Source organism: Paramagnetospirillum magneticum AMB-1 (assembly GCF_000009985.1).
Lineage (GTDB): Bacteria > Pseudomonadota > Alphaproteobacteria > Rhodospirillales > Magnetospirillaceae > Phaeospirillum > Phaeospirillum magneticum.
Genome location: NC_007626.1, coordinates 281,509 through 302,329 on the forward strand (window position 1 = coordinate 281,509; position 20,821 = coordinate 302,329).

Below are 20,821 nucleotides of genomic sequence, written 5' to 3' on the forward strand. Positions count from 1 at the left end.
GGCTTGGTGGGGCGGCGCGAATTTGTCACCATGACAAGGTCGAATGCTGGGAGGCCCGACGGATGCAGACCCCGATTCCTTGCCTGTTCATGCGCGGCGGCACGTCGCGCGGGCCGTTCTTTCTCGAGAGCGACCTGCCGGCCGACATGGCGCTCAGGGACAAGGTGCTGCTGGCGGTGATGGGCTCGCCCCATGCGCGGCAGATCGACGGGCTGGGCGGCGGCCATCCGCTGACCTCAAAGGTGGGCATCGTGCGTCCCAGCACCACGCCGGGCGTGGATCTCGACTTCCTGTTCGCCCAGTTGCAGCCCGACAGGGAGACGGTGGACACCACCCCCAATTGCGGCAACATGCTGGCCGCCGTGGTGCCCTTCGCCCTGGAGCGGGGCATCGTCAGGCCCCAGGGCGACACCACCACCCTTCGCGTGCTGACGTTGAATACCGATATGCAGTGCGACATCACGGTGCGCACGCCGGGCGGCCGGATGGAGTATCAGGGCGAGGCCCGCATCGACGGAGTGCCCGGCACCGCCTCGCCCATCGCCATCAATTTTCTCGATACCGCCGGTTCGGTGTGTACGGGCCTGCTGCCCACCGGCCGGACCCGTGATGTGATCGATGGTCTTGAGGTCACCTGCATCGACAACGGCATGCCCATGGTACTGTTCCGCGCCGCCGACCTGGGCCGCACCGGTGCCGAGAGCGTCGAGACTCTGAACGCCGACACCGAATTGAAGGCCCGCATCGAGACCCTGCGTCTCAAGGCCGGACACCTGATGGGTCTGGGCGATGTCGGGCCCAAGAATTATCCCAAGATGTGTCTGGTGGCGCCGCCTTCGGCGGGGGGCGCGCTGGGAACCCGCTGCTTCATTCCCCATGTCTGTCATGACGCCATCGGCGTGCTGGCGGCGGTGACCGTGGCCACCGCCTGCGTGCTGGAGGGCTCGGTGACCGAAGGGTTGGCGAATGTGCCCGGCGGCGCGGTCAAGACCATCGCCGTCGAGCATCCCACCGGCGAGTTCAGCGTCGAGCTGGAGCTGGACTTGGCTGACCCGCAAAAAGTCGTTCGTGCCGCTCTTCTGCGCACCGCACGCCTGTTGATGAAGGGCGAGGTGATGATCCCCGCCGCGATCTGGGAAGGAAAGTCCGCATGATCATCGATATTCACGGCCATTACACCACCGCGCCCAAGGCGCTGGAGGAGTGGCGCAACCGCCAGATCGCCGGCCTCAAGGACCCCGCCCAGGCGCCCAAGGTCTCGGAGCTGAAGATCAGCGACGACGAGCTTCGCGAAAGCATCGAGACCAACCAGTTGGCCAAGATGAAGGAGCGAGGCTCGGATCTGACCATCTTCAGTCCCCGCGCCAGCTTCATGGCCCACCATATCGGCGACTTCCAGACCTCCTCCACCTGGGCCGCCATCTGCAACGAGCTGTGCGCCCGCGTCGCCAAGCTGTTCCCCGACAATTTCATCGGCGCGGCCATGCTGCCGCAGAGTCCGGGCGTGGACCCCAAGACCTGCATCCCCGAGATCGAGAAGTGCGTGAAGGAGTATGGCTTCGTCGCCATCAACCTCAACCCCGACCCGTCGGGCGGCCACTGGACCTCGCCGCCGCTGTCGGACCGCTCGTGGTACCCCATCTACGAGGCCATGGTGGAATACGGCCTGCCGGCCATGGTCCACGTGTCGACCTCGTGCAATGCCTGTTTCCACACCACCGGCGCCCATTACCTCAATGCCGACACCACTGCCTTCATGCAGTGCCTGACCTCGGACCTGTTCAAGGACTTTCCCGAGCTGAAGTTCATCATCCCCCATGGCGGCGGTGCGGTGCCCTATCACTGGGGCCGTTTCCGGGGGCTGGCCCAGGAACTGAAGAAGCCGCTGCTGCGGGATCATCTCCTCAACAACATCTTTTTCGATACCTGCGTCTACCACCAGCCGGGCATCGACCTGCTGACCAAGGTCATTCCGGTGGACAACATCCTGTTCGCCTCGGAGATGATCGGCGCGGTCAGAGGCATCGACCCCGAGACCGGCCATTATTACGACGACACCAAGCGCTACATCGAGGCGACGCTGAACCTTTCCCCCGAAGACCGTCACAAGGTCTACGAGGGCAACGCAAGGCGGGTCTATCCCCGCCTGGACGCGGCGCTGAAGGCGAAGGGGCTCTGATCATGTCGATGAACAATCTGGGCATCGTGAAACGCAACATCGTCCGTGCCGACAAGGCCGCCGTGGAGAAGCTGTCGCGCTTCGGCGTGGCCACCATCCACGAGGCCATGGGCCGCGTCGGGCTGATGAAGCCTTATATGCGCCCCATCTACACCGGCGCCCATCTGTGCGGCACGGCGGTGACCGTGCTGCTGCATCCCGGTGACAACTGGATGATGCACGTGGCGGCCGAGCAGATTCAGCCGGGCGACGTGGTGATTGCCGCCGTCACCGCCGACTGCACCGACGGTTTCTTCGGCGATCTGCTGGCCACTTCGTTTAGGGCGCGCGGCGCCGTCGGTCTGGTGATCGATGCGGGCGTGCGAGACGTCAAGGACCTCACCGCCATGAATTTCCCGGTGTTCTCCAAGGCCATCAGCGCCAAGGGCACCATCAAGGCGACTCTGGGCTCGGTGAACATTCCGGTGGTTTGTGCCGGGGCCGCCGTCAATCCCGGCGACGTGGTGATCGCCGATGACGACGGTGTCGTCGTGGTTCCCGCCCCAATCGCCCAGGCCGCCGCCGATGCCGCCCAGGCGCGGGAAGACAACGAGGCGGCCAAGCGCGCCCGCCTGGCCGCCGGCGAACTGGGCCTCGACATGTACAAGATGCGCGAAGCCCTGGCCGCCGCGGGACTGAAATATGTCGACTAGGCCCGCCTCGCCGCTGGCCTGGACCGTCGGCCTGATCGGCTACGGCGAAGTGGGGCGCATCCTTGCCGAGGACCTGCGCGCCCGGGGCGTGGCGGTGACCGCCTATGACATCAAGCTGGGCACGCCGGCCGAGCCCGAGCTGCGCGACCACGCCAACCGCCACGGGGTGCGGCTGGTGGCGGATCACGCCGCCCTGGTGGCCTCCGCCGATCTGGTGATCTCGGCGGTGACGGCGTCGCAGGCGGTGCCGGTGGCCCAGGCGGCCGCACCGGGCCTGATGCCCGGCACCTGGTTCCTGGATTTCAACTCGGCCTCGCCCAAGGCCAAGGTCGAGGCCGCCGCCCTGGTGAGCGCGGCCCGGGGACTCTTCGTCGAGGGCGCGGTGATGACCTCGGTGCCGCCCTATCGCATTAAGGTGCCGTTGCTGCTGGGCGGCCCCGAGGCAAGCGGGCTGCAGCCCATCCTGAATGATCTGGGCTTCGCCGCCGAGGTGGCGTCGGACGCCCTGGGCGTGGCCTCGGCGACCAAGATGTGCCGCTCCATCATGATCAAGGGCCTGGAGGCCATGGTGATCGAAAGCTTCACCACCGCCCGGGCCTATGGCGTCGAGGACGCGGTGATCGCGTCGCTGGTGGAGACCTTTCCCGGCCTGGACTGGGAAAAGCTGGGCACCTACTTCTTCCAGCGGGTGATCCAGCACGGCCGCCGCCGGGCCGAGGAGGTGCGTGAAGTGGCCAGGACGGTGCGCGAAGCCGGCCTTGATCCCTTCTCGGCCACGGCCACCGCCAATCGGCAGGCCCAGATGGCCGATTAGGCCGATGACGGCGTGTTCGGCGCCAGATCCGACGCCGCTTTCGCCAAATCGGGTGACTGGCGGATCGAGGCCGACCGCATTCTCGCCCAATCCAAGGAAAAGGACCGGTCATGACCTTCGAGAAGACCCCCGGCTGGCTCGACTGGTATGCCGGTCCCTCCAAGCCCGCCTTCGCCCCGCCGCCGGGCGCGGTGGACGCCCATTGCCATGTCTTCGGCCCCGGCGACCTGTTCCCCTTCGCGCCGGAGCGCAAGTACACCCCTTGCGATGCCTCCAAGGACCAGCTGTTCGCGCTCCGCGACCATCTGGGCTTTGCCCGCAACGTGGTGGTCCAGGCCACCTGCCACGGTGCCGACAACCGCGCCATGGTGGACGCGCTGAAGGCGTCCCAAGGCAAGGCACGCGGCGTGGCCACGGTGAGGCGCTCGGTGACCGATGCCGAGCTGGCCGAGATGAACGCGGCCGGGGTGCGCGGCGTGCGCTTCAACTTTGTTAAGCGTCTGGTGGACTTCACCCCCAAGGACGAGTTGATGGAGATCGCGTCGCGCATCGCGCCCCTGGGCTGGCATGTGGTGATCTATTTCGAGGCGGTCGACCTGCCCGAGCTGTGGGATTTCTTCACCGCCCTGCCAACCACTGTGGTGGTTGACCATATGGGCCGCCCCGACGTCGCCAAGCCGGTGGACGGTCCGGAATTCGGCCTGTTCCTCAAGTTCATGCGCCAGCACGGGAATGTCTGGAGCAAGGTCAGCTGCCCCGAGCGCCTGTCGCTGACCGGCCCCCGCGCCCTGGACGGCGAACGCGCCGCCTACCGCGACGTGGTGCCTTTCGCCCGGGCGGTGGTCGACGAGTTTCCCGACCGCGTGCTGTGGGGCACCGACTGGCCCCATCCCAATCTGAAGGACCACATGCCCGACGACGGCCTGCTGGTGGACTTCATCCCCCATATCGCCCCCACCGCCGATCTGCAGCGCCGGCTGCTGGTGGACAATCCCATGCGGCTTTACTGGCCGGAAGAAAGGACCTGATCGTCATGAGCAAGCCCGTCAACATCGCCCTGATCGGTGCCGGCGCCTTCGGCGTCAAGCATCTGGACGCGCTCTCGGTCATCGACGGCGCCCAGGTGGTTTCGCTGGTCAGCAGGCCTGAGGACAAGCCGGAAGAGATCGCCGCCAAATACGGCATTCCCCATGTGGCCCATGATCTGGCCGAGTCCCTGGCCCTTCCCCATGTGGACGCGGTGATCCTGACCACGCCCACCCAGCTCCACGCCTCCCAGGCCATGGCCTGCCTCAAGGCGGGCAAGCATGTGATGGTCGAGATTCCCATGGCCGACAATCTGGCCGATGCCGAGGCCCTGGTCGCCCTACAGAAGAAGACCGGTCTGGTGGCCATGTGCGGCCATACCCGGCGCTTCAACCCCAGCCACCAATGGGTCCACAACAAGATCACCGGCGGCGGGTTCAACATCCAGCAGATGGATGTGCAGACCTATTTCTTCCGCCGCACCAACATCAACGCCCTGGGGCAGCCGCGCTGCTGGACCGACCATCTGCTGTGGCACCACGCCGCCCACACCGTGGACCTGTTCGCCTACCAGACCGGGGGCGAGATCGTCGCCGCCAACGTCCTTCAGGGCCCCATTCATCCGGACCTGGGCATCGCCATGGACATGTCCATCCAGTTGAAGTCCAGCACCGGGGCCATCTGCACCCTGTCGCTGTCCTTCAACAACGAGGGGCCGCTGGGCACGTTCTTCCGCTACATCGGCGACAGCGGCACCTATATCGCCCGCTACGACGACCTGTTCGACGGCAAGGACCAGCCCATCGACGTCACCAAGGTGGACGTCTCCATGAACGGCATCGAGCTGCAGGACCGCGAATTCCTGGCCGCCATCCGCGAGGGGCGCGAGCCCAACGCCAGCGTGGCCAAGGTGTTGCCGTGCTACCGCACGCTCCACGCCCTCGAACAGCAGCTGAAGCAGGCCCTGTGATGGAACGGCGCCGCATCGGTCCCTTTAGCGCGTCGGCCTTGACGCTGGGCTGCATGAATCTCAGCCATGCCTACGGCACGCCGCCCGACCGGGGGACGGCCGAGGCGCTGCTGCGGCGTGCTCTGGACTCCGGCGTGGATTTCTTCGACACCGCGGCGCTGTACGGCTTCGGCTCCAACGAAACCCTGGTGGGCGAGGTGCTTCGGCCCCATCGCAAGCGCATCACCCTGGCCAGCAAGTGCGGCATGACCGGGGTGGACGGCAAGAAGGTCATCGACGGACGCCCAGAGACCATCCTGCGCACCTGCGACGACAGCCTGAAGCGCCTGGGGACCGAGGTCATCGACCTCTATTACCTGCATCGCCGGGATCGTCAGGTTCCCATCGAGGAAAGCGTCGGCGCCCTGGCCCGGCTGGTGGAGCAGGGCAAGATCCGCGCGGTCGGCCTGTCCGAGGTCTCGGCCGAGACCATCCGCCGCGCCCATGCCGAGCACCCGATCACGGCGGTGCAAAGCGAGTATTCCCTGTGGACCCGCAATCCGGAAATCGCGGTGCTGGAGACCTGCCGCGAGTTGGGCGCCGCCTTCGTGGCCTTCAGCCCGCTGGCGCGCAGTTTCCTGACCGGCAAACTGACCGATCCCTCCACCCAGTTGGAGGACAAGGATATCCGCCGCCAGATGCCGCGCTTCGAGGCCGAGGCCTATGCCGGCAATCTCAAGCTGCTGGATGGCCACAAGGCCATGGCCGCCGAGACGGGCTGCACGCCGGCCCAACTGGCCCTGGCCTGGGTCCTGGCGCGAGGCGACAACGTCTTCGCCCTGTTCGGCACCAAATCCATCGCCCACCTGGACGAGAACCTGGGCGCCGATGGCCTCAAGCTTCCGCCGGAGACGATCTCCCGGCTGGATCAGCTCATCAATCAGAACACCGTGGTGGGGGCTCGCTACAGCGCGGCCATCCAGACCGAGATCGACACGGAAGAATTCTAGACAGGAGGATACACGTGGCACCCAAAACCAAGCGGGTCATACCCGGAACCACCCTGTTCGACGGCGACATGGCCCGCAAGGGCTATGCGTTGAACAAGATGTGCTTCTCGTTCAACTCGGAAGAAAACCGTCAGGAGTTCCTGAAGGACCCGGGCGCCTATTGCGACAAGTTCGGCCTGAACGAGCAGCAGAAGAAGGCGGTGATCAGCCTCCAGGTGCTCGACATGCTGGCGGCGGGCGGCAATGCCTATTTCATCGCCAAGCTGGGCGGCATCTACAAGCTTGATATGCAGGACGTCGGCGCGCAGCAGACCGGCGTCACCAAGGAAGAGTTCCAGGCGAAGCTGGTCGCCGCGGGGAGGGAATAGTCATGGCCAAGATCGTCGGTGGCATCAACGTCACCCATGTGCCCTATATCGGACGCGCCATCGCGGGCAACCTGCAGCAGGATGCCTACTGGAAGCCCTTCTTCGACGGCTTTCCGCCGGTCCATGCCTGGCTGGACAAGGTCAAGCCGGACGTGGCCGTGGTGGTCTACAACGACCACGGGCTGAACTTCTTCCTCGACAAGATGCCCACCTTCTCCATCGGCGCGGCGGCCGAATACAGCAATGCCGACGAGGGTTGGGGCATTCCCACCGTGGCGCCGTTCAAGGGTGACCAGGACCTGTCCTGGCACCTGATCGATTCGCTGATCGAGGCCGAATTCGACCTGACCACCTGTCAGGAAATGCTGGTGGACCACGCCTTCACCCTGCCGCTGGAGCTGTTGTGGCCCACGCGCAACGCCGCTTTGCGCACCGTGCCCATCTGCCAGAACACCGTGCAGTTCCCCCTGCCCTCGGCCAAGCGCTGCCTTGCCTTCGGCCGCGCCATCAACAAGGCCATCGAGTCCTGGGACAGCGACGCCCGCGTGGTGGTGCTGGGCACCGGCGGCCTGTCGCACCAGCTGGAAGGGACTCGGGCCGGCTTCATCAACAAGAAGTTCGACCTGGAGTTCATGGACAAGCTGGTCAGCGATCCCGACTGGGTGACCCAGTATTCCAACGAGGATCTGGTCGAGCTGACCGGCACCCAGGGCATCGAGCTGCTGAACTGGCTGACCTGCCGCGGCGCGCTGGGCGGCAAGGTCAAGGCGGTTCACACCAACTACCATATCCCCATCTCCAACACCGCCGCCGGCCTGCTGGCCATGGAAACGGTGTAGGCATGGGACAGGGTCTGGGAGAGCGGAAATGAGAGTTCAAGTCGCCATCATCGGCGCCGGTCCGTCCGGCCTCATCCTCGGCCAGTTGCTGGCCAAGGCCGGCATCGACGCCCTCATTCTCGAGGCCCAGACCCCCGACTACGTGTTGGGCCGCATCCGGGCCGGGGTGCTGGAACAGGTTTGCGTCGACCTGCTGGACGAGGCCGGGGTGGGGGAGCGCCTGCATGCCGAGGGGCTGCCCCACCAGGGCATCGAACTGCTGGTGGACGGCACCCGCCACCGCATCGATCTGGCGGGCCTGACCGGCGGCAAGCAGGTGACGGTCTACGGCCAGACCGAGTTGACCCGCGACCTGATGGAGGCCCGGACCCGGGCCGCCCTCAAGACGGTCTACGAGGCCAAGGAGGTGATGGTCTCGGATTTCGACACCGATCATCCCCGCGTCAGCTATCTCAAGGACGGCGTGCGCCACGAGGTCGAATGCGACTTCATCGCCGGCTGCGACGGCTATCACGGGGTGTGCCGGGCCTCGGTGCCCAAGGATGCGCTGCGCACCTTCGAGCGGGTCTATCCCTTCGGCTGGCTGGGTCTGCTGTCCGACACCCCGCCGGTCAATCACGAGCTGATCTATGCCAAGAGCGAACGCGGCTTCGCGCTGTGTTCGCAGCGCTCCTTGACGCGCTCGCGCTATTACCTCCAGGTCCCGTTGAGCGAGAAGGTGGAGGACTGGTCCGACGAGCGGTTCTGGGGCGAGTTGCGCCAGCGCCTCGACGGCCGGGCCAACGATGCCCTGGTCACCGGCCCATCCCTGGAAAAGAGCATCGCGCCGCTTCGAAGCTTCGTAGCCGAGCCCATGCGCTTCGGCCGCCTGTTCCTGGCCGGCGACGCCGCCCATATCGTCCCGCCCACCGGGGCCAAAGGCCTCAATCTGGCGGCGTCCGACGTGCGCACTCTCGGTCATGCCCTGATCGAATTCTATGGCGGCAGCCTCGAAGGCATCGACCGCTATTCCGAGCGGTGCCTGCGCCGGATCTGGAAGGCCGAGCGCTTCTCGTGGTGGATGACCAATCTGCTGCACCGCTTTCCCGACACGCCGCCCTTCGAGCAGCGGGCGTTGGAGGCCGAGCTGGACTATGTGGTCCATTCCCTGGCCGGGCGGACCACCATCGCCGAGAACTATGTGGGGCTGCCCTTCGAGGACTGAGCCCCTTTTCCCATAAGCAGTGAACTCAAGGGCCCGAAAGAGGCCCGATGCCACACCCATGCCCGGTTCCGGGCGTGACCGGATGACGATTGCCTTGTAAAAGGATGGAGCCCAAGAGATGACACGGGACAACCAGTTGAATATTCAGACATTTTTGAATGAAAGCCGATTCTCGCCTTATCAGTGGACGGTGTTTGCCCTGTGTTTCTTCGTGGTGTTGCTCGACGGCTTCGACACGGCGGCCATCGGCTATATCGCGCCGTCGCTGCTCAAGGAATGGGGCATCGCCAAGCCCGCCCTGGGGCCGGTGCTGTCCGCCGCCCTGTTCGGTCTGGCCGCCGGCGCCCTGTCGGCGGGGCCGCTGGCCGACCGCTTCGGCCGCCGCCTGGTGCTGACCGGCTCGACCCTGTTGTTCGCTCTGGCCAGTCTGGCGTCATCCTTCGCCGGCAGCCTGGACGGGCTGACCGTCCTGCGCTTCGTCACCGGCATCGGCCTGGGCGCCGCCATGCCCAACGCCGTGACCCTGATCAGCGAATATTGCCCCGACCAGCGGCGCTCGCTGTTGACCAACGCCATGTTCGCCGGCTTTCCCCTGGGGGCAGCCCTGGGCGGCTTTCTCGCCGCCTGGATCATCCCGCAATGGGGCTGGCGCTCGGTGCTGGTGCTGGGCGGCATCGCGCCCCTGGCCCTGGTGGCCCTGATGGCCGTCTCCTTGCCGGAATCCATCCGCTACATGGTGGCCCGCCGCCAGCCGGCCGAGCGCATCCGCAAGGTGTTGAGCCGCATTTCCGCCTCCGCCGCCCAGGCCCAGGGCTTCGTCATGACCGAGGCGGCCGCCAAGGTGGCGCCCACCGGCAAGGCCGGGCTGGGCGTGGTGCTGTCCAAGAGCTATCTCGTGGGCTCGGTGATGATGTGGCTGGCCTATTTCATGGGGCTGGTGATCTTTTACGGCCTGATCAACTGGATGCCTCTGCTGCTGAAGGACGCGGGGCTTGACCCCAAGAGCGCCACCCTGATTTCCGCCCTGTTCCCCTTGGGCGGCGTCGGCGCCATCTTCTTCGGCTGGCTGATGGACCGCGCCAACGGCAACAAGGTCATCGCCGCCGGCTATGTGCTGACCGCTTTGCTGATCTTCGCCATCGGTCAGGCGGTGGGCAATGTGGGCGTCCTGGTTCTGCTGGTACTGGTGGCCGGCACCTTGATGAACACCGCCCAGTCCTCCATGCCCGCCCTGGCTGCCGGTTTCTACCCCACGTCGGGGCGCGCCACTGGCGTGGCCTGGATGCTGGGCATGGGGCGCTTCGGCGGCATCGCCGGCTCGACCCTGGTGGCCGAGCTTTCGCGGCGTCAGCTGGGGTTCTCCGAGATGTTCACCATCATCGCCATTCCCGGCCTGATCGCCGCCGCCGCCCTGCTGGTCAAGCAGATGGCCCATCCCGAAACCCCCGCCGAGCACGACGCGGCGGTGGGCGAAGCCCATGAGCATGCCCAGGAAGCCCAGCTGGGCGGGCATTGAGGACGCAATCCCGGCGGCCGGAAACGGCTGCCGGGGCTACTCCGCCAGTTTCCTGTCGCGCTCGAACCGCACCCGCACTTCGATGCCGCGCCGGGTCAGCAGGGAATGCAGCGCCAGGGTGACCATGGTGCCCAGCCAGGCCCCCGCCACCACGTCCGACAGGAAGTGCACGGTGGTCAGCACCCGCGAAAGCGCCACCAGCAGAGCCACGGTGATGAAGGCGATGTCGTAGCGGGGAAAGATCAGGGCCAGGGCGGTCATGGCGGTGAACGACGCCTGGGAATGGCCCGACGGGAAGGAATTGGTGAGATAGGCCCGGGTCAGGGGCACGAAGTCGTAGACGTTGCTGTCGAACAGGGCGGCGGGTCGGGTGCGGCCCACCAGCATCTTGATGATGTTGCCGGCGATGCCGGAAACGGCCATGGACAGGAACAGGAAGCCCGGCACCCAGGCGGCCCGGCGCAGGCGGGCGCGCTTCTCCAGTCCCGGCGCGGCCAGGGCGGAGAGGATCAGCCCCAGCGTCAGTATGCCGGCGGGGATCATCCACACGCCGCCCAGCCCCAGATGGGTGACGGTCTTCCAGAAGCCCTCGAACTCGCCGCTCACATGGGCCTTGAACCAGCGGGCCAGGGGGCGGTCGAGGATGAAATAGCCGATCAGCACCACCAGGGCGCAGTAAAGCGTCGACCAGATGCGGGGATGGCGGCAGGTGCGCGCCCATTGCCCCGCGCTGAACGAGCGAAAGCCGGCCAGCTCCTCCCAGACCAGGGTGATGTGGTTGCCGCCTCTTTCCCACTGGCGGACGATGACATCCAGCAGCCTCATGGCGCCTTGCCCTCCACCGCATAGGCGGTCAGCGTCACCTTGCGCCCACGGGAATAGTTGAAGCCCTTGACCACGCCCACCACCACCGGCTTGACCCCGATTTGGGCGGCGGCGGCGAAGAATTTCTCCTCCTCGCGGTCCGACACCAGGGTCAGGGCGGCGGGGCCGTTGGTCAGGTGCTGGGCGGCGGCCTCGCCGCTGGTCAGCACCGTATCGGTGCCCAGCAGGAAGACCAGGCTGGGCTCGGCATAGCCGGCCACCACCACCGCGCCGCGATGAGGACGGTTGGCCACCAGCTCGGCGGCCTGCCGGCTGACGAACAGATAGTCCAGGCCGGGCAGCACGCCCTCGAACACCACCTGGAAGCTGGTCACCGCCGTCAGCACCAGGGCCATGACCGCCGGGCGCATCTGCTCCTTGAAGGCCAGCCAGGCGGCGGCCAGGGCGGTGCCGGCGATCAGCAGGGCCGAGGGAATGCTCATCAGCGGCAGGGTCGGGGCGAACTGATGGGGCAGGATCACCACCGCCGCGGCCAGGGCGAGGCCGATCACGCACCACAGCCCGTACCAGGCCTTGGCGGGCCGCGACCACAGGTCGGGGGCACGCCCCACCACCGCCACCGCCATCAGCAGCGCCAGGGCGGGAAAGGTGGGCAGCACGTAATGGGGCAGCTTGGTGGGCACGATCTCGAACATCACCCAGGCGGGGATGATCCAGGCGAGGCAGAAGCGGATCTCGGGGCGCAGCCGCACCTTCCAGGCGGCGGTCAGCGAGGGCCACAGCAGCAGCGAGCCGGGCCACAGGATCACCGCCGCCAGGGCGAGATAGGTGCCGGGAAGGCCGCCATGGCTTTCCTGGGCGCCCAGCAGCTTGGGCAGCAGGTCGCCCTTGACCGCCTCGCCCACGAAGGCGCCGCCGGTGGCCTGGGAAATGGCCACGAACCAGGGCGCGGCGATGGACGCCGCCACGATCAGCCCGGTGAAGGGCCGCAATCCCACCAGCCAGGCCCATTGCCGGTCGGCGAAGCCCAGGGCCAGGATAGTCAGGATGGTGATGGCCGGGATCACCGGCCCCTTGAGCAGGATCGAGGCGCCGATGGCCACCCAGAAGACCAGGGCGATCAACGGCCCCGGAACGGCCCCCTGGCCCTTGCCCCCGAGATAGAAGCGGGCCAGTGCGCCTTGCGCCGCCACGGCGGTGGCCAGCATGATGGCGTCGGTCTTGGCCTGATGGGCCTCGGAGACCAGCATCAGCGAGGTGCCGAGCAAGGCCGCGCCGATCAGCGCCGTCTGGCGGCCGAACAGGTATTGGCCGAAAGCGAAGGTCATCAGCACCGCCCCCCAGGCCGCCAGGGCCGAGGGCAGGCGGTAGGGCCACACGTCACGCGTGGCCTTGTCGGACAGCAGGCTGACCGAGGCGGCCTGAAGCCAATAGGCGCCCACCGGTTTCTTGGCGCGCATCTCCTGCTGGAACTGGATGCGGATATAGTCGCCGGTCTCCAGCATCTGGCGGGTAGCCTGGACGAAGCGCGATTCGTCGCGGTCCATGGGCGGCAGGGCCACCAGACCCGGCAGATAGACGAACAGCGACAGCAGCGACAGCAGGAGATAGGGGCGGATACCGCCGGTCAGTCGTTCCACGATGGGGCGATCCGTGCAGATTCGAGACCGGCATCAACAGCATGAAGCAGCCCGCCCGGTCAAGGGGTGCTGCGGCGCGCGGCCCGTCTCGCCAATCCAGGCGCGCCGAATTCGGCGGGCTGGCATGCGTCGGCAGGGGGGTGTCGGTTCAATTCAGATGCTGCGGCGCAAAATCCGGCGATCTAGTCTCCAAGGCGTTTCGTGGCACGGCAGAATGCGGGCGCCTTCCACCGGAACCAGATGCCGCCGAAGCGGCGTCCGGGCCGGGATATGCAGAGCAAGGGACCGATTGATGCTTGGAAACCTGAGGATTGCCGCCCGCCTGATGGTGGGGTTCGGAGTGCTTGTCCTGCTGATCGCCGGGCTGTCCGGCTATGGCGTCTATTCGGGCAGCAACACCGGCAAGGCCTTTGCCCGCGCCGTGCGGCTGGTGAGCAACCAGGCCATGGTGGAAAAGCTTGAGAAGGAAATCTTCCAGGGGCGCATGCTGGTCTGGGTCGCCCTGGCCACCGGCGAGGACGCCAAGATGGGCGCGGCCCGCGCCAGCTTCGATTCCGCACGCGGTAATCTGGACAGGTTGCGCGCCGCGACCGTCACGCCCGAGCGCCTCGCCCGGATCGATGAACTGAGCCGGCTGCTCGGCGACTATGATCGGGAGATCGCCAAGATCAAGGTGTCCAGCGGCCGGGCCGCGTCCCTCGACAACGCGGAAACAGCCGCCGCCGCTCCCGCCGCCGCCGCCATCGCCACCAAGCTCGACCTCGTGGGAGAGGATCTGGCGGCAAACTTCCACCAGGTCGCCCTTGAGGTTCAGGCGGGCGCCGAGCGGCAGATCGACGAAGCCATCGACGCCTCGCTTCTTGTCGGCTCGCTCAGCGTGATCCTGGGGCTGGTCCTGTCCTTCTTCATCGGCCGCTCCATCAGCGCGCCGGTGATCGCCATGACCAATGCCATGGAGGCCCTGGCTGCGGGCGACACCACCATCCATGTTCCGGCGACGGGCAACCGCGACGAGATCGGCGACATGGCCAAGGCGGTCCAGGTCTTCAAGGACAACGCCATCCGCGTTGCCGCCCTTCAGACGGAGCAGGCCGAGGCCAAGGCCAGGGCCGAAGCCGATCGCCGCCGGGCCATGCTGGGCATGGCCGATTCCTTCGAGGCCCAGGTCATGGGGCTGGTCAAGGGTGTCTCGGTCCAGGCCACACAGATGGAGGCCGTTTCCCAGGGCGTTTCCTCGGCGGCCCATCAGGCCCAGGCGCAGGCCGGCACCATCGCCGCCGCCGCCGGGCAGGCCACCGGCAATGTGCAGGCCGTGGCGGCGGCGGCCGAGGAATTGTCGTCCTCCATCTCCGAGATCGGCCGGCAGGTGGCCGATGCCGCCTCCATCTCGCGGCAGGCGGCCGAGGAAACCGAGCGCACCAACGACATGGTTCGGGCCTTGGCCGAGGCCGCCGGGCGCATCGATCAGGTGGTCAGCCTGATTACCGACATCGCGTCGCAGACCAACCTGCTGGCACTCAACGCCACCATCGAGGCCGCCCGGGCCGGCGAAGCCGGCAAGGGCTTCGCCGTGGTGGCGGGCGAGGTCAAGAATCTCGCCAACCAGACCGCCAGGGCCACCGAGGAGATCGGCACCCAGATCGGCGCGGTGCAGGAGGAAACCCGGCGCGCCGTGGAGGCCATCCGCAATATCGGCACGGTGATCGGTCAGGTGCGTGAAATCTCGGGGGGTATTGCCGATGCGGTGGAGGAGCAAAGCGCCGCCACCGCGGAGATCGCCCGCAATGTCCAGCAGGCCGTCCAGGGAACCCAGGATGTCTCCCTCAACATCGCCGGGGTGTCCGAGGCGGCCAGCTCCACCGGGGCGGCGTCGCGGCAGATGCTGGCCGGGGCGGGGGAACTGGCGGGCAATTCCGCCCGGCTGCGCGACGAGGTGGTCCGCTTCCTCGATCGCGTCCGGGCCGGATGAGTTACCGGGCCGCGGCGGAATCCTCGTCCAAGGATTCCTTGAACTCGGACGAGGCCTTGAGACGGTCCATGTAGCGGATGTCGCGGCGGCTGGTCAGGGGGAACGAGGCGGCGTTAAAGCTGCCGCGCGCACCGCAGCCATAGTTGCCGCAGCGGCCGTTTTCGTCGCCCAGGGTCAGCTCGCCATCCTTGACCCGCAGGCTGAGTTCGCAGCCGTCGCCCGATCGCCCCTTGGACCGATGGACCAGGGTCTCTCCCGAGATATGGGCGATGCCCCAGAAATTGCAGGAATGCCCATTGCTGAACGCCAGGGCGAGGCGGAGATAGGCCCGGTCGGGGGCGATCTTGACGATCTCCATGATGTCTTCGCTGACGTACTTTTCGCCGTCGGCCATCGCGTTCTGGAACCGGTGCTTGTAGACCCCGGCCAGGGAATCGAGATCGAGAGCCCGCGCCGTCACGGGCAGGGCAAGCAGCAATGCGGCGACGACGGCAACCAATCCCCTCATGATCCGTTCTCCCGACCCGGAATGCGAGGGGAGCACTCTAGGTCACTCCGCCGCCGCTTGCCAGACCCCGGTTTCAAACGGCCGTAGATTGTCCAGGAATTGCCGGGTGCAGGCCTCCCACGAGAAGGTCAGGGCATGGGCACGGCACAGGGCCGGATCGATGGACAGGGCGGCGCGGGCCGCCTTGCCCAGGTCCTGGTCCAGCACGCCGGAGGGCGAATCGCCGATCACGTCGTTGGGGCCGGGCACCGGATAGGCGGCCACCGGCAGGCCCGAGGCCAGGGCTTCCAGCAGCACCAGCCCGAAGGTGTCGGTGCGGGACGGAAAGACGAACACGTCGGCGGCGGCGTAGTGCCGGGCCAGATCCTCGCCGAAGCGGGCGCCGGCGAAGTGGACCTCGGGGAAGCGGCGCTTCATCTCGTCCAGTTGGGGGCCATCGCCCACCACCGCCTTGGCTCCGGGCAGGTCGAGGGCCAGGAAGGCCTCGATGTTCTTTTCCACCGCCACCCGGCCGACGTAAAGAAAGACCGGCCGGCTCAAATGGGCGAAGGGGCCGTTTTCGCCCCTGACCTCGGGACGGGGGCGGAACAGCTCGGTATCCACGCCGCGGGACCAGCGGCCGATATTGCGAAAGCCCCGGCCCGTCAGCTCGCTCTCGATGCCCTGGGTCGCCACCATCACCCGCGACGACGAATCGTGGAAGCGGCGCATCAGCGCATAGGTCAGCGGCAGCGGCACGCCGAAGCGGGCCTTGATGTATTCCGGGAACTTGGTGTGGTAGGCGGTGGTGAAGGGAATCTTCCGCCGCCGGCAATACCGTCTGGCCGCCCAGCCCAGAGGGCCTTCGGTGGCCACGTGGATGGCGCAGGGCTGGGCCGCCTCGATCATGGCGGCCAGCTTGGCGCCGGGCCTCAGCGCCAGGCGGATCTCGGGATAGGTGGGGCAGGGAAGGGAGCGGAAGCGGTCGGGCGTGACCATCACCACCTGATGGCCGGTGCGTTCCAGCTCGGTCCTCAGGGTATCGAGGGTGCGGACGACGCCGTTGACTTGAGGGAGCCAGGCATCCGTGACGACGAGTATTCGCATGTGTTTCCCTCGACCTCCAGCCAGCGGATGATTTCCAAGGCGCCGTCGAAGCCCTCCACCAGGGCGGTGCAGCTTTCGACCCAGTCGCCGTCGTTGCAGTAGAGGATGCCGTTCACCTCGCGCTTCTCGGCGTGGTGGATGTGGCCGCACACCACCCCGTCGGCCCCGTGGCGGCGCGCTTCGTCGGCCATGGCCTCCTCGAAGCTGGCCATGTACTGCACGGCGTTCTTGACCTTGTGCTTCAGATAGGCCGACAGCGACCAGTAGGGAAAGCCCATGGCCCGGCGCACCACGTTGAGCCAGTGGTTGAGCGACAGGGCCAGGGTGTAGGCGCTGTCGCCCAGATGGGCCAGCCACTTGGCGTATTTCACCACCCCGTCGAAGGCGTCGCCGTGCAGGACCAGCAATTGCCGTCCGTCGGCGGTCTTGTGCACGACGGTGGTCAACACCTCGATGTCGCCGAACAGCAGGCCGTGATAGTCGCGGGCGAATTCGTCGTGATTGCCGGGCACGAACACCACCCTCGTACCCTTGCGCGCCTTGCGCAGCAACTTTTGCACCACGTCGTTGTGACTTTGCGGCCAGTACCACGAGCGTCGGAGCCGCCATCCGTCGACGATGTCGCCCACCAGATAGAGGGTCTCGCACTCGGTGTCTTTGAGGAAATCCAGCAGGTCGTCGGCCTTGCAGCCGCGAGTGCCTAAGTGAATATCGGAAATCCAGATGGTCCTGTAACGCCTCTTGATGTCGAGACTGGCGTTCATCGGGCAATCATCCGAAGTATTGTTGATCCGTATTGATGGAGTACATAGCTTATGTGGCTTCGGCATTCATGCTCATTATCGTGAATAACGTGATATTTCATTGAAGTGAAGCTTATCGGTCATAAATAATTCACCATACTCTCTGGTGCTTCAGGCTATACACAGCCCCCATGACAGTCGATCACGCCGCCTGCCTGACCTCCACCGAGCCGTTGGCCGCCATGGCGCCGCGGCGAATCCTGGTGATTCACAACCCCACCGCCGGCCGTCGCCGTCGCCGCCACCTGGAATCTGTGGTGGCCGCCGCCCAGGCCTTGGGAGCGACGGTGACCTGCCGCGAGACCGGACGGCGTGGCGATGCCGAGGACTTTGCCGCTCTGGCCAGCGCCGACGATTTCGACGCGGTGATCGCGGCGGGCGGCGATGGCACGGTCAACGAGGTTCTCAACGGCTTGGGGGCGGGGCAAGGCGGTCTGGCCCTGGGCGTGATTCCGCTGGGTACCGCCAATGTGCTGGCCTGCGAGATCGGTCTCGATCCCGACGACGTGGACTCGGTGGCCCGCACGGTCACCTTCGGCCCCGCCCGGCGCATCCATGTGGGCTTGGCCAACCGGCGGCGTTTTTTGCTGATGGCGGGCGCCGGCCTCGACGCCCATGTGGTGGCGGGGGTGAGCACCGCGCTCAAGCGCCGCGCCGGCAAGCTGGCCTATGTGGTGGAAAGCCTGCGTCAGGCGGTGGGCTATGATTTTCCCAAGCTGACCGTCCGTGCCGATGGCGTGGAGTACGAGGCCCGCATGGTGGTGGCTTGCAAGGGGCGCTTCTACGGCGGTCCCTTCATCGCCGCCCCCGATGCCGATCTGGCGACGCCCATGCTGGAATTGTGCATCCTGCCCAATACCGGCGTGGCGGGAATGCTGCGCTACGGCATCGCCCTGCCGCTGGGCAAACTGCCGGCCCTGCCCGAGGTGCAGGTGGTGTCGGCCCGCAACATCCTGATCACTGGACCGCGCGGCGCCCCGGTCCAGGGCGACGGCGACATCGTCGCCCGCCTGCCGGCCGAGATATCCATCGCCGACGAGACGGTGGACCTGATCTGTCCCTGAGGTTCAGGCCTTAATCTTCCAGGTCGTCGTGCTCCATGGCGCGGCGGCGCTCTTCTGCCTGGGAATGCTGGCTGGCGAATTCACCGGCCATGTCGAGAATCAGGATGGCTCCGGCCAGCCGCCCCCAGGCGCTGGTTTGCTCGGGGCTGCGCGGCCGCAGCCTGGCCCGCAGGTCCACCAGCAACCGCATCAACGTCCGTCCCGGCATCAGACCGAGGGGCACGTCGGGCAGGGCGGCGATGCCGAACGCCTCCTGCACCGCTTCCAGTCCCGCGCGGATGTAATCCTGGTCGCCCTGGTCCAGCGGCAAGATGCAGTCCGGAGTCTTGCGGACCAGCCGTTCGCCGGCGAGGTCGGTGGGGGGAGGGGGCGTCATGCTCGGCATCTTCGGTGTTCGGGGGTGATACGGAGTGTTCTTCTTCCAATATATGGTGGGCGCCGCAACGAAGAAAGACGGGGCGACGGGGAAAGATCAGGTATGAACGAGGTTTTGGACGGGATCGCCGGGTACCATGTCCGCACCAAGCATGCGAACCGGCGTTACGCGCCTGGGCCGGGCTTCCTGGATTGGGAGACCCAGCCCGATCCCTTCCGGACCTTCGCGGGTGCCCGGCGGGTTGCCCTTCCTCTGCGTCCTGGGGCCGAAACTCCACCCCTCGGCGGATTGGAGGCGCGGCGGCCCTCGCCGCTGGATTCCGACGGGCTGGGGCTGTTCCTGGAACTGGCGCTGGGGCTGTCGGCCTGGAAGGAGGTGGAAGACGTTCGTTGGGCGCTGCGCAACAATCCCAGCAGCGGCAACCTTCACCCCACCGAAGGCTGGCTGGTCCTGCCGCCGGTGGACGGCATCGGCGTGGCGCCGGGCCTTTATCACTACGCCCCGTTCCATCATGCCCTGGAAGAGCGATGTCGCCTGGATGCGCTTCCCGCCGATCTGGCGGAGGGCGCCTTCCTGCTGGCCTTGTCCTCCATTCCCTGGCGGGAATCGTGGAAGTACGGCGAGCGCGCCTTCCGCTACTGCCAGCACGATGTCGGCCACGCCCTGGCCGCCGCGTCCTACGCCGCCGCCTGCCTGGGCTGGCATCTGCGGGTCCTGACCGCGCCGGGGGACGAGGAACTGGCCGCCCTGCTGGGCCTTGACCGTCCGGAATCCTGTCATCGCTTCGAGCCCGAGCATCCCGACCTGATCGCCCTGGTGTCGCCCGAGCCCCTGCCCGAGCCTCCCCTGAGGCCGGTCGGCGGAGTCTGGGCGGGCCAGGCCAATGTCCTTAGCCCCGACCACGAGGTGTGGGAGGCGATCGGCCGGGCGCTGGCCCTGTCGGAGAAACCGGCCACCGAACCCGCCCCCCGGCCGCCGTCCCTGTCCATGCCGCCGCTGCCCGGCAGTGCCGAGCCCGCCGGGGCCGTCATCCGGCGGCGGCGCAGCGCCCAGGCCATGGACGGGGCGACCGGCATGGGGCTGGAAGCTTTCCGGCGGGTCCTCGCCGCCACCCTGCCCGACCACGGGCGGGTGCCGTGGCGGTCCTGGCCGTGGGCGGCGCGGCTCTCCCTGCTGCTGTTCGTCCATCGGGTGGACGGCCTGGCCCCCGGTCTTTTCCTGCTGGTCCGCGACCCGGCCGCCCTGGAGCGGTTGCGGGCCGATTGCCAGCCCCGTTTCGCCTGGACAAGGGCGATGCCTGACCTGCCGCTCTATGCTTTGGCCGAGGGTGACGTCACCTGGACAGCCACCGAACTGTCGTGCACCCAGAATATCGCCGGGCGGGGCGCCTTTTCGCTGGGCATGCTGGCCGATTTCGACCGCACCTTGGCCGAGGACGGGGCCTGGGCCTATCGCCGCCTGTTCTGGGAAGCCGGGATGATCGGTCAGGTTCTCTATCTCGAAGCCACCGCCGCCGGCCTGTCGGGTACCGGCATCGGCTGCTATCACGACGACGAGGTCCATGATCTGCTGGGCTTGGCCCCCGGAAGCCAAGCCTGGCAGTCGCTCTATCACTTCACCATCGGCGGCGCGGTGGAGGACGCCCGCATCGCCACGCGGCCGGCTTATGGGCACCTCAATCCGGCTGGTTCTCCACCCTGACCCAGTCGCCGCCGCCCAACTGGGCGCGCATGCGGGCGGCCTCCTCACAATCGGTGACGAAGGCCAGGATGGCGCTTCGCGCGCATTCCGCCGGGTCCCGGCCCAACTGGCGGGCGGCGGTATACAGGCGCGACGCCAGAACGGGATCAAGGTCGATGCGCATTGCGGAACACTCCCTTGTTTGCCCCTCAGACGCCGGGCGCGTCCGTTCCGGACGCTTGGCTTTCCTCGCTTATGCCTTCGCTTCGCTTT

General features: G+C 67.0%; 21 protein-coding genes. 14 read left to right on the forward strand and 7 right to left on the reverse strand.

The features are described 5' to 3' along the window. Positions 1-62 precede the first annotated feature (62 nt). The 11 genes from AMB_RS01270 (at position 63) to AMB_RS01320 (ending at position 10,597) form a co-directional block, all read left to right on the forward strand. A complete protein-coding gene (locus tag AMB_RS01270; protein WP_011382697.1) occupies positions 63-1,154 on the forward strand; it encodes a 4-oxalomesaconate tautomerase in 1,092 nt (363 codons plus the stop codon). Next, positions 1,151-2,179: an amidohydrolase family protein gene (locus AMB_RS01275; RefSeq protein ID WP_011382698.1), complete on the forward strand. Its 1,029-nt coding sequence runs from the start codon at positions 1,151-1,153 to the stop codon at positions 2,177-2,179. The genes AMB_RS01270 and AMB_RS01275 overlap by 4 nt, the downstream gene beginning before the upstream one ends. Positions 2,180-2,181: 2 nt before the next feature. After that, a complete protein-coding gene (gene ligK / locus AMB_RS01280) occupies positions 2,182-2,871 on the forward strand; it encodes a 4-carboxy-4-hydroxy-2-oxoadipate aldolase/oxaloacetate decarboxylase (protein ID WP_011382699.1) in 690 nt (229 codons plus the stop codon). After that, positions 2,861-3,685: a DUF1932 domain-containing protein gene (locus AMB_RS01285; RefSeq protein ID WP_011382700.1), complete on the forward strand. Its 825-nt coding sequence runs from the start codon at positions 2,861-2,863 to the stop codon at positions 3,683-3,685. The genes ligK and AMB_RS01285 overlap by 11 nt, the downstream gene beginning before the upstream one ends. Positions 3,686-3,795: 110 nt before the next feature. Beyond that, positions 3,796-4,713: an amidohydrolase family protein gene (locus AMB_RS01290; RefSeq protein ID WP_011382701.1), complete on the forward strand. Its 918-nt coding sequence runs from the start codon at positions 3,796-3,798 to the stop codon at positions 4,711-4,713. 5 nt (positions 4,714-4,718) lie between these two features. After that, a complete protein-coding gene (locus tag AMB_RS01295) occupies positions 4,719-5,681 on the forward strand; it encodes a Gfo/Idh/MocA family oxidoreductase (protein ID WP_011382702.1) in 963 nt (320 codons plus the stop codon). Further along, a complete protein-coding gene (locus tag AMB_RS01300) occupies positions 5,681-6,670 on the forward strand; it encodes an aldo/keto reductase (protein WP_011382703.1) in 990 nt (329 codons plus the stop codon). The genes AMB_RS01295 and AMB_RS01300 overlap by 1 nt, the downstream gene beginning before the upstream one ends. A gap of 14 nt (positions 6,671-6,684) precedes the next feature. Next, on the forward strand, positions 6,685-7,038 hold the full coding sequence (locus tag AMB_RS01305; RefSeq protein ID WP_011382704.1) for a protocatechuate 4,5-dioxygenase subunit alpha: 354 nt from the start codon (positions 6,685-6,687) through the stop codon (positions 7,036-7,038). Positions 7,039-7,040: 2 nt separating this feature from the next. Continuing rightward, entirely contained in the window at positions 7,041-7,877 is an 837-nt protein-coding gene (locus AMB_RS01310; protein ID WP_011382705.1) for a class III extradiol dioxygenase family protein, read from the forward strand. A gap of 28 nt (positions 7,878-7,905) precedes the next feature. Continuing rightward, entirely contained in the window at positions 7,906-9,081 is a 1,176-nt protein-coding gene (gene pobA, locus AMB_RS01315; protein ID WP_011382706.1) for a 4-hydroxybenzoate 3-monooxygenase, read from the forward strand. Positions 9,082-9,199: 118 nt separating this feature from the next. Beyond that, positions 9,200-10,597 (forward strand): MFS transporter, encoded by a 1,398-nt coding sequence (locus AMB_RS01320; RefSeq protein WP_011382707.1) that lies wholly within the window; start codon positions 9,200-9,202, stop codon positions 10,595-10,597. 36 nt (positions 10,598-10,633) lie between these two features. Here the strand turns inward: AMB_RS01320 and AMB_RS01325 are convergent, their stop codons facing one another. Both AMB_RS01325 and AMB_RS01330 read right to left on the reverse strand, forming a co-directional pair. Further along, the gene (locus AMB_RS01325; RefSeq protein WP_011382708.1) at positions 10,634-11,422 is read right to left on the reverse strand and encodes a phosphatase PAP2 family protein; all 789 of its coding nucleotides are present in this window, start codon (positions 11,420-11,422) and stop codon (positions 10,634-10,636) included. Then, a complete protein-coding gene (locus tag AMB_RS01330; protein WP_043743104.1) occupies positions 11,419-13,062 on the reverse strand; it encodes an ArnT family glycosyltransferase in 1,644 nt (547 codons plus the stop codon). Before AMB_RS01330 ends, AMB_RS01325 begins: the two co-directional genes overlap by 4 nt. A 292-nt stretch (positions 13,063-13,354) precedes the next feature. On the opposite strand from AMB_RS01330, the gene AMB_RS01335 reads away from it, so the two are divergent. Next, entirely contained in the window at positions 13,355-15,031 is a 1,677-nt protein-coding gene (locus tag AMB_RS01335; protein WP_043743106.1) for a methyl-accepting chemotaxis protein, read from the forward strand. Position 15,032: 1 nt separating this feature from the next. Here the strand turns inward: AMB_RS01335 and AMB_RS01340 are convergent, their stop codons facing one another. The 3 genes from AMB_RS01340 to AMB_RS01350 are packed head-to-tail and all read right to left on the reverse strand — an operon-like array spanning position 15,033 to position 17,389. Continuing rightward, positions 15,033-15,539 carry a hypothetical protein gene (locus AMB_RS01340; protein WP_148207245.1) on the reverse strand — a complete coding sequence of 169 codons (507 nt, stop codon included), beginning with the start codon at positions 15,537-15,539 and terminating at the stop codon, positions 15,033-15,035. Between the two features lie 42 nt (positions 15,540-15,581). After that, positions 15,582-16,625 (reverse strand): glycosyltransferase family 4 protein, encoded by a 1,044-nt coding sequence (locus AMB_RS01345; protein ID WP_011382712.1) that lies wholly within the window; start codon positions 16,623-16,625, stop codon positions 15,582-15,584. Continuing rightward, the gene (locus AMB_RS01350; protein ID WP_011382713.1) at positions 16,553-17,389 is read right to left on the reverse strand and encodes a UDP-2,3-diacylglucosamine diphosphatase; all 837 of its coding nucleotides are present in this window, start codon (positions 17,387-17,389) and stop codon (positions 16,553-16,555) included. Before AMB_RS01350 ends, AMB_RS01345 begins: the two co-directional genes overlap by 73 nt. Positions 17,390-17,559: 170 nt before the next feature. Between AMB_RS01350 and AMB_RS01355 the strand changes: the two genes are divergently transcribed. Continuing rightward, on the forward strand, positions 17,560-18,492 hold the full coding sequence (locus AMB_RS01355; RefSeq protein ID WP_148207246.1) for a diacylglycerol/lipid kinase family protein: 933 nt from the start codon (positions 17,560-17,562) through the stop codon (positions 18,490-18,492). Between the two features lie 10 nt (positions 18,493-18,502). Here the strand turns inward: AMB_RS01355 and AMB_RS01360 are convergent, their stop codons facing one another. Continuing rightward, positions 18,503-18,868 carry a hypothetical protein gene (locus AMB_RS01360; RefSeq protein ID WP_011382715.1) on the reverse strand — a complete coding sequence of 122 codons (366 nt, stop codon included), beginning with the start codon at positions 18,866-18,868 and terminating at the stop codon, positions 18,503-18,505. A gap of 102 nt (positions 18,869-18,970) precedes the next feature. Here AMB_RS01360 and AMB_RS01365 point away from each other — a divergent pair, with 102 nt between their 5' ends. Next, on the forward strand, positions 18,971-20,569 hold the full coding sequence (locus AMB_RS01365; RefSeq protein WP_011382716.1) for a SagB/ThcOx family dehydrogenase: 1,599 nt from the start codon (positions 18,971-18,973) through the stop codon (positions 20,567-20,569). Here the strand turns inward: AMB_RS01365 and AMB_RS01370 are convergent. Beyond that, entirely contained in the window at positions 20,544-20,732 is a 189-nt protein-coding gene (locus tag AMB_RS01370; protein ID WP_011382717.1) for a hypothetical protein, read from the reverse strand. The two genes, AMB_RS01365 and AMB_RS01370, sit on opposite strands and share 26 nt — an antisense overlap. Positions 20,733-20,821: the final 89 nt, after the last annotated feature.

Coding starts and splice junctions, on each gene's coding strand:
- AMB_RS01310 (WP_011382705.1), top strand. CDS start 7,041: ATGGCCAAGATCGTCGGTGGCATCAACGTCACCCATGTGCCCTATATC.
- AMB_RS01325 (WP_011382708.1), bottom strand. CDS start 11,422: ATGAGGCTGCTGGATGTCATCGTCCGCCAGTGGGAAAGAGGCGGCAAC.
- AMB_RS01360 (WP_011382715.1), bottom strand. CDS start 18,868: ATGACGCCCCCTCCCCCCACCGACCTCGCCGGCGAACGGCTGGTCCGC.
- pobA (WP_011382706.1), top strand. CDS start 7,906: ATGAGAGTTCAAGTCGCCATCATCGGCGCCGGTCCGTCCGGCCTCATC.
- AMB_RS01345 (WP_011382712.1), bottom strand. CDS start 16,625: ATGCGAATACTCGTCGTCACGGATGCCTGGCTCCCTCAAGTCAACGGC.
- AMB_RS01340 (WP_148207245.1), bottom strand. CDS start 15,539: ATGAGGGGATTGGTTGCCGTCGTCGCCGCATTGCTGCTTGCCCTGCCC.
- AMB_RS01275 (WP_011382698.1), top strand. CDS start 1,151: ATGATCATCGATATTCACGGCCATTACACCACCGCGCCCAAGGCGCTG.
- AMB_RS01355 (WP_148207246.1), top strand. CDS start 17,560: ATGACAGTCGATCACGCCGCCTGCCTGACCTCCACCGAGCCGTTGGCC.
- AMB_RS01350 (WP_011382713.1), bottom strand. CDS start 17,389: ATGAACGCCAGTCTCGACATCAAGAGGCGTTACAGGACCATCTGGATT.
- AMB_RS01290 (WP_011382701.1), top strand. CDS start 3,796: ATGACCTTCGAGAAGACCCCCGGCTGGCTCGACTGGTATGCCGGTCCC.
- AMB_RS01320 (WP_011382707.1), top strand. CDS start 9,200: ATGACACGGGACAACCAGTTGAATATTCAGACATTTTTGAATGAAAGC.
- ligK (WP_011382699.1), top strand. CDS start 2,182: ATGTCGATGAACAATCTGGGCATCGTGAAACGCAACATCGTCCGTGCC.
- AMB_RS01295 (WP_011382702.1), top strand. CDS start 4,719: ATGAGCAAGCCCGTCAACATCGCCCTGATCGGTGCCGGCGCCTTCGGC.
- AMB_RS01300 (WP_011382703.1), top strand. CDS start 5,681: ATGGAACGGCGCCGCATCGGTCCCTTTAGCGCGTCGGCCTTGACGCTG.
- AMB_RS01270 (WP_011382697.1), top strand. CDS start 63: ATGCAGACCCCGATTCCTTGCCTGTTCATGCGCGGCGGCACGTCGCGC.
- AMB_RS01335 (WP_043743106.1), top strand. CDS start 13,355: ATGCTTGGAAACCTGAGGATTGCCGCCCGCCTGATGGTGGGGTTCGGA.
- AMB_RS01370 (WP_011382717.1), bottom strand. CDS start 20,732: ATGCGCATCGACCTTGATCCCGTTCTGGCGTCGCGCCTGTATACCGCC.
- AMB_RS01365 (WP_011382716.1), top strand. CDS start 18,971: ATGAACGAGGTTTTGGACGGGATCGCCGGGTACCATGTCCGCACCAAG.
- AMB_RS01285 (WP_011382700.1), top strand. CDS start 2,861: ATGTCGACTAGGCCCGCCTCGCCGCTGGCCTGGACCGTCGGCCTGATC.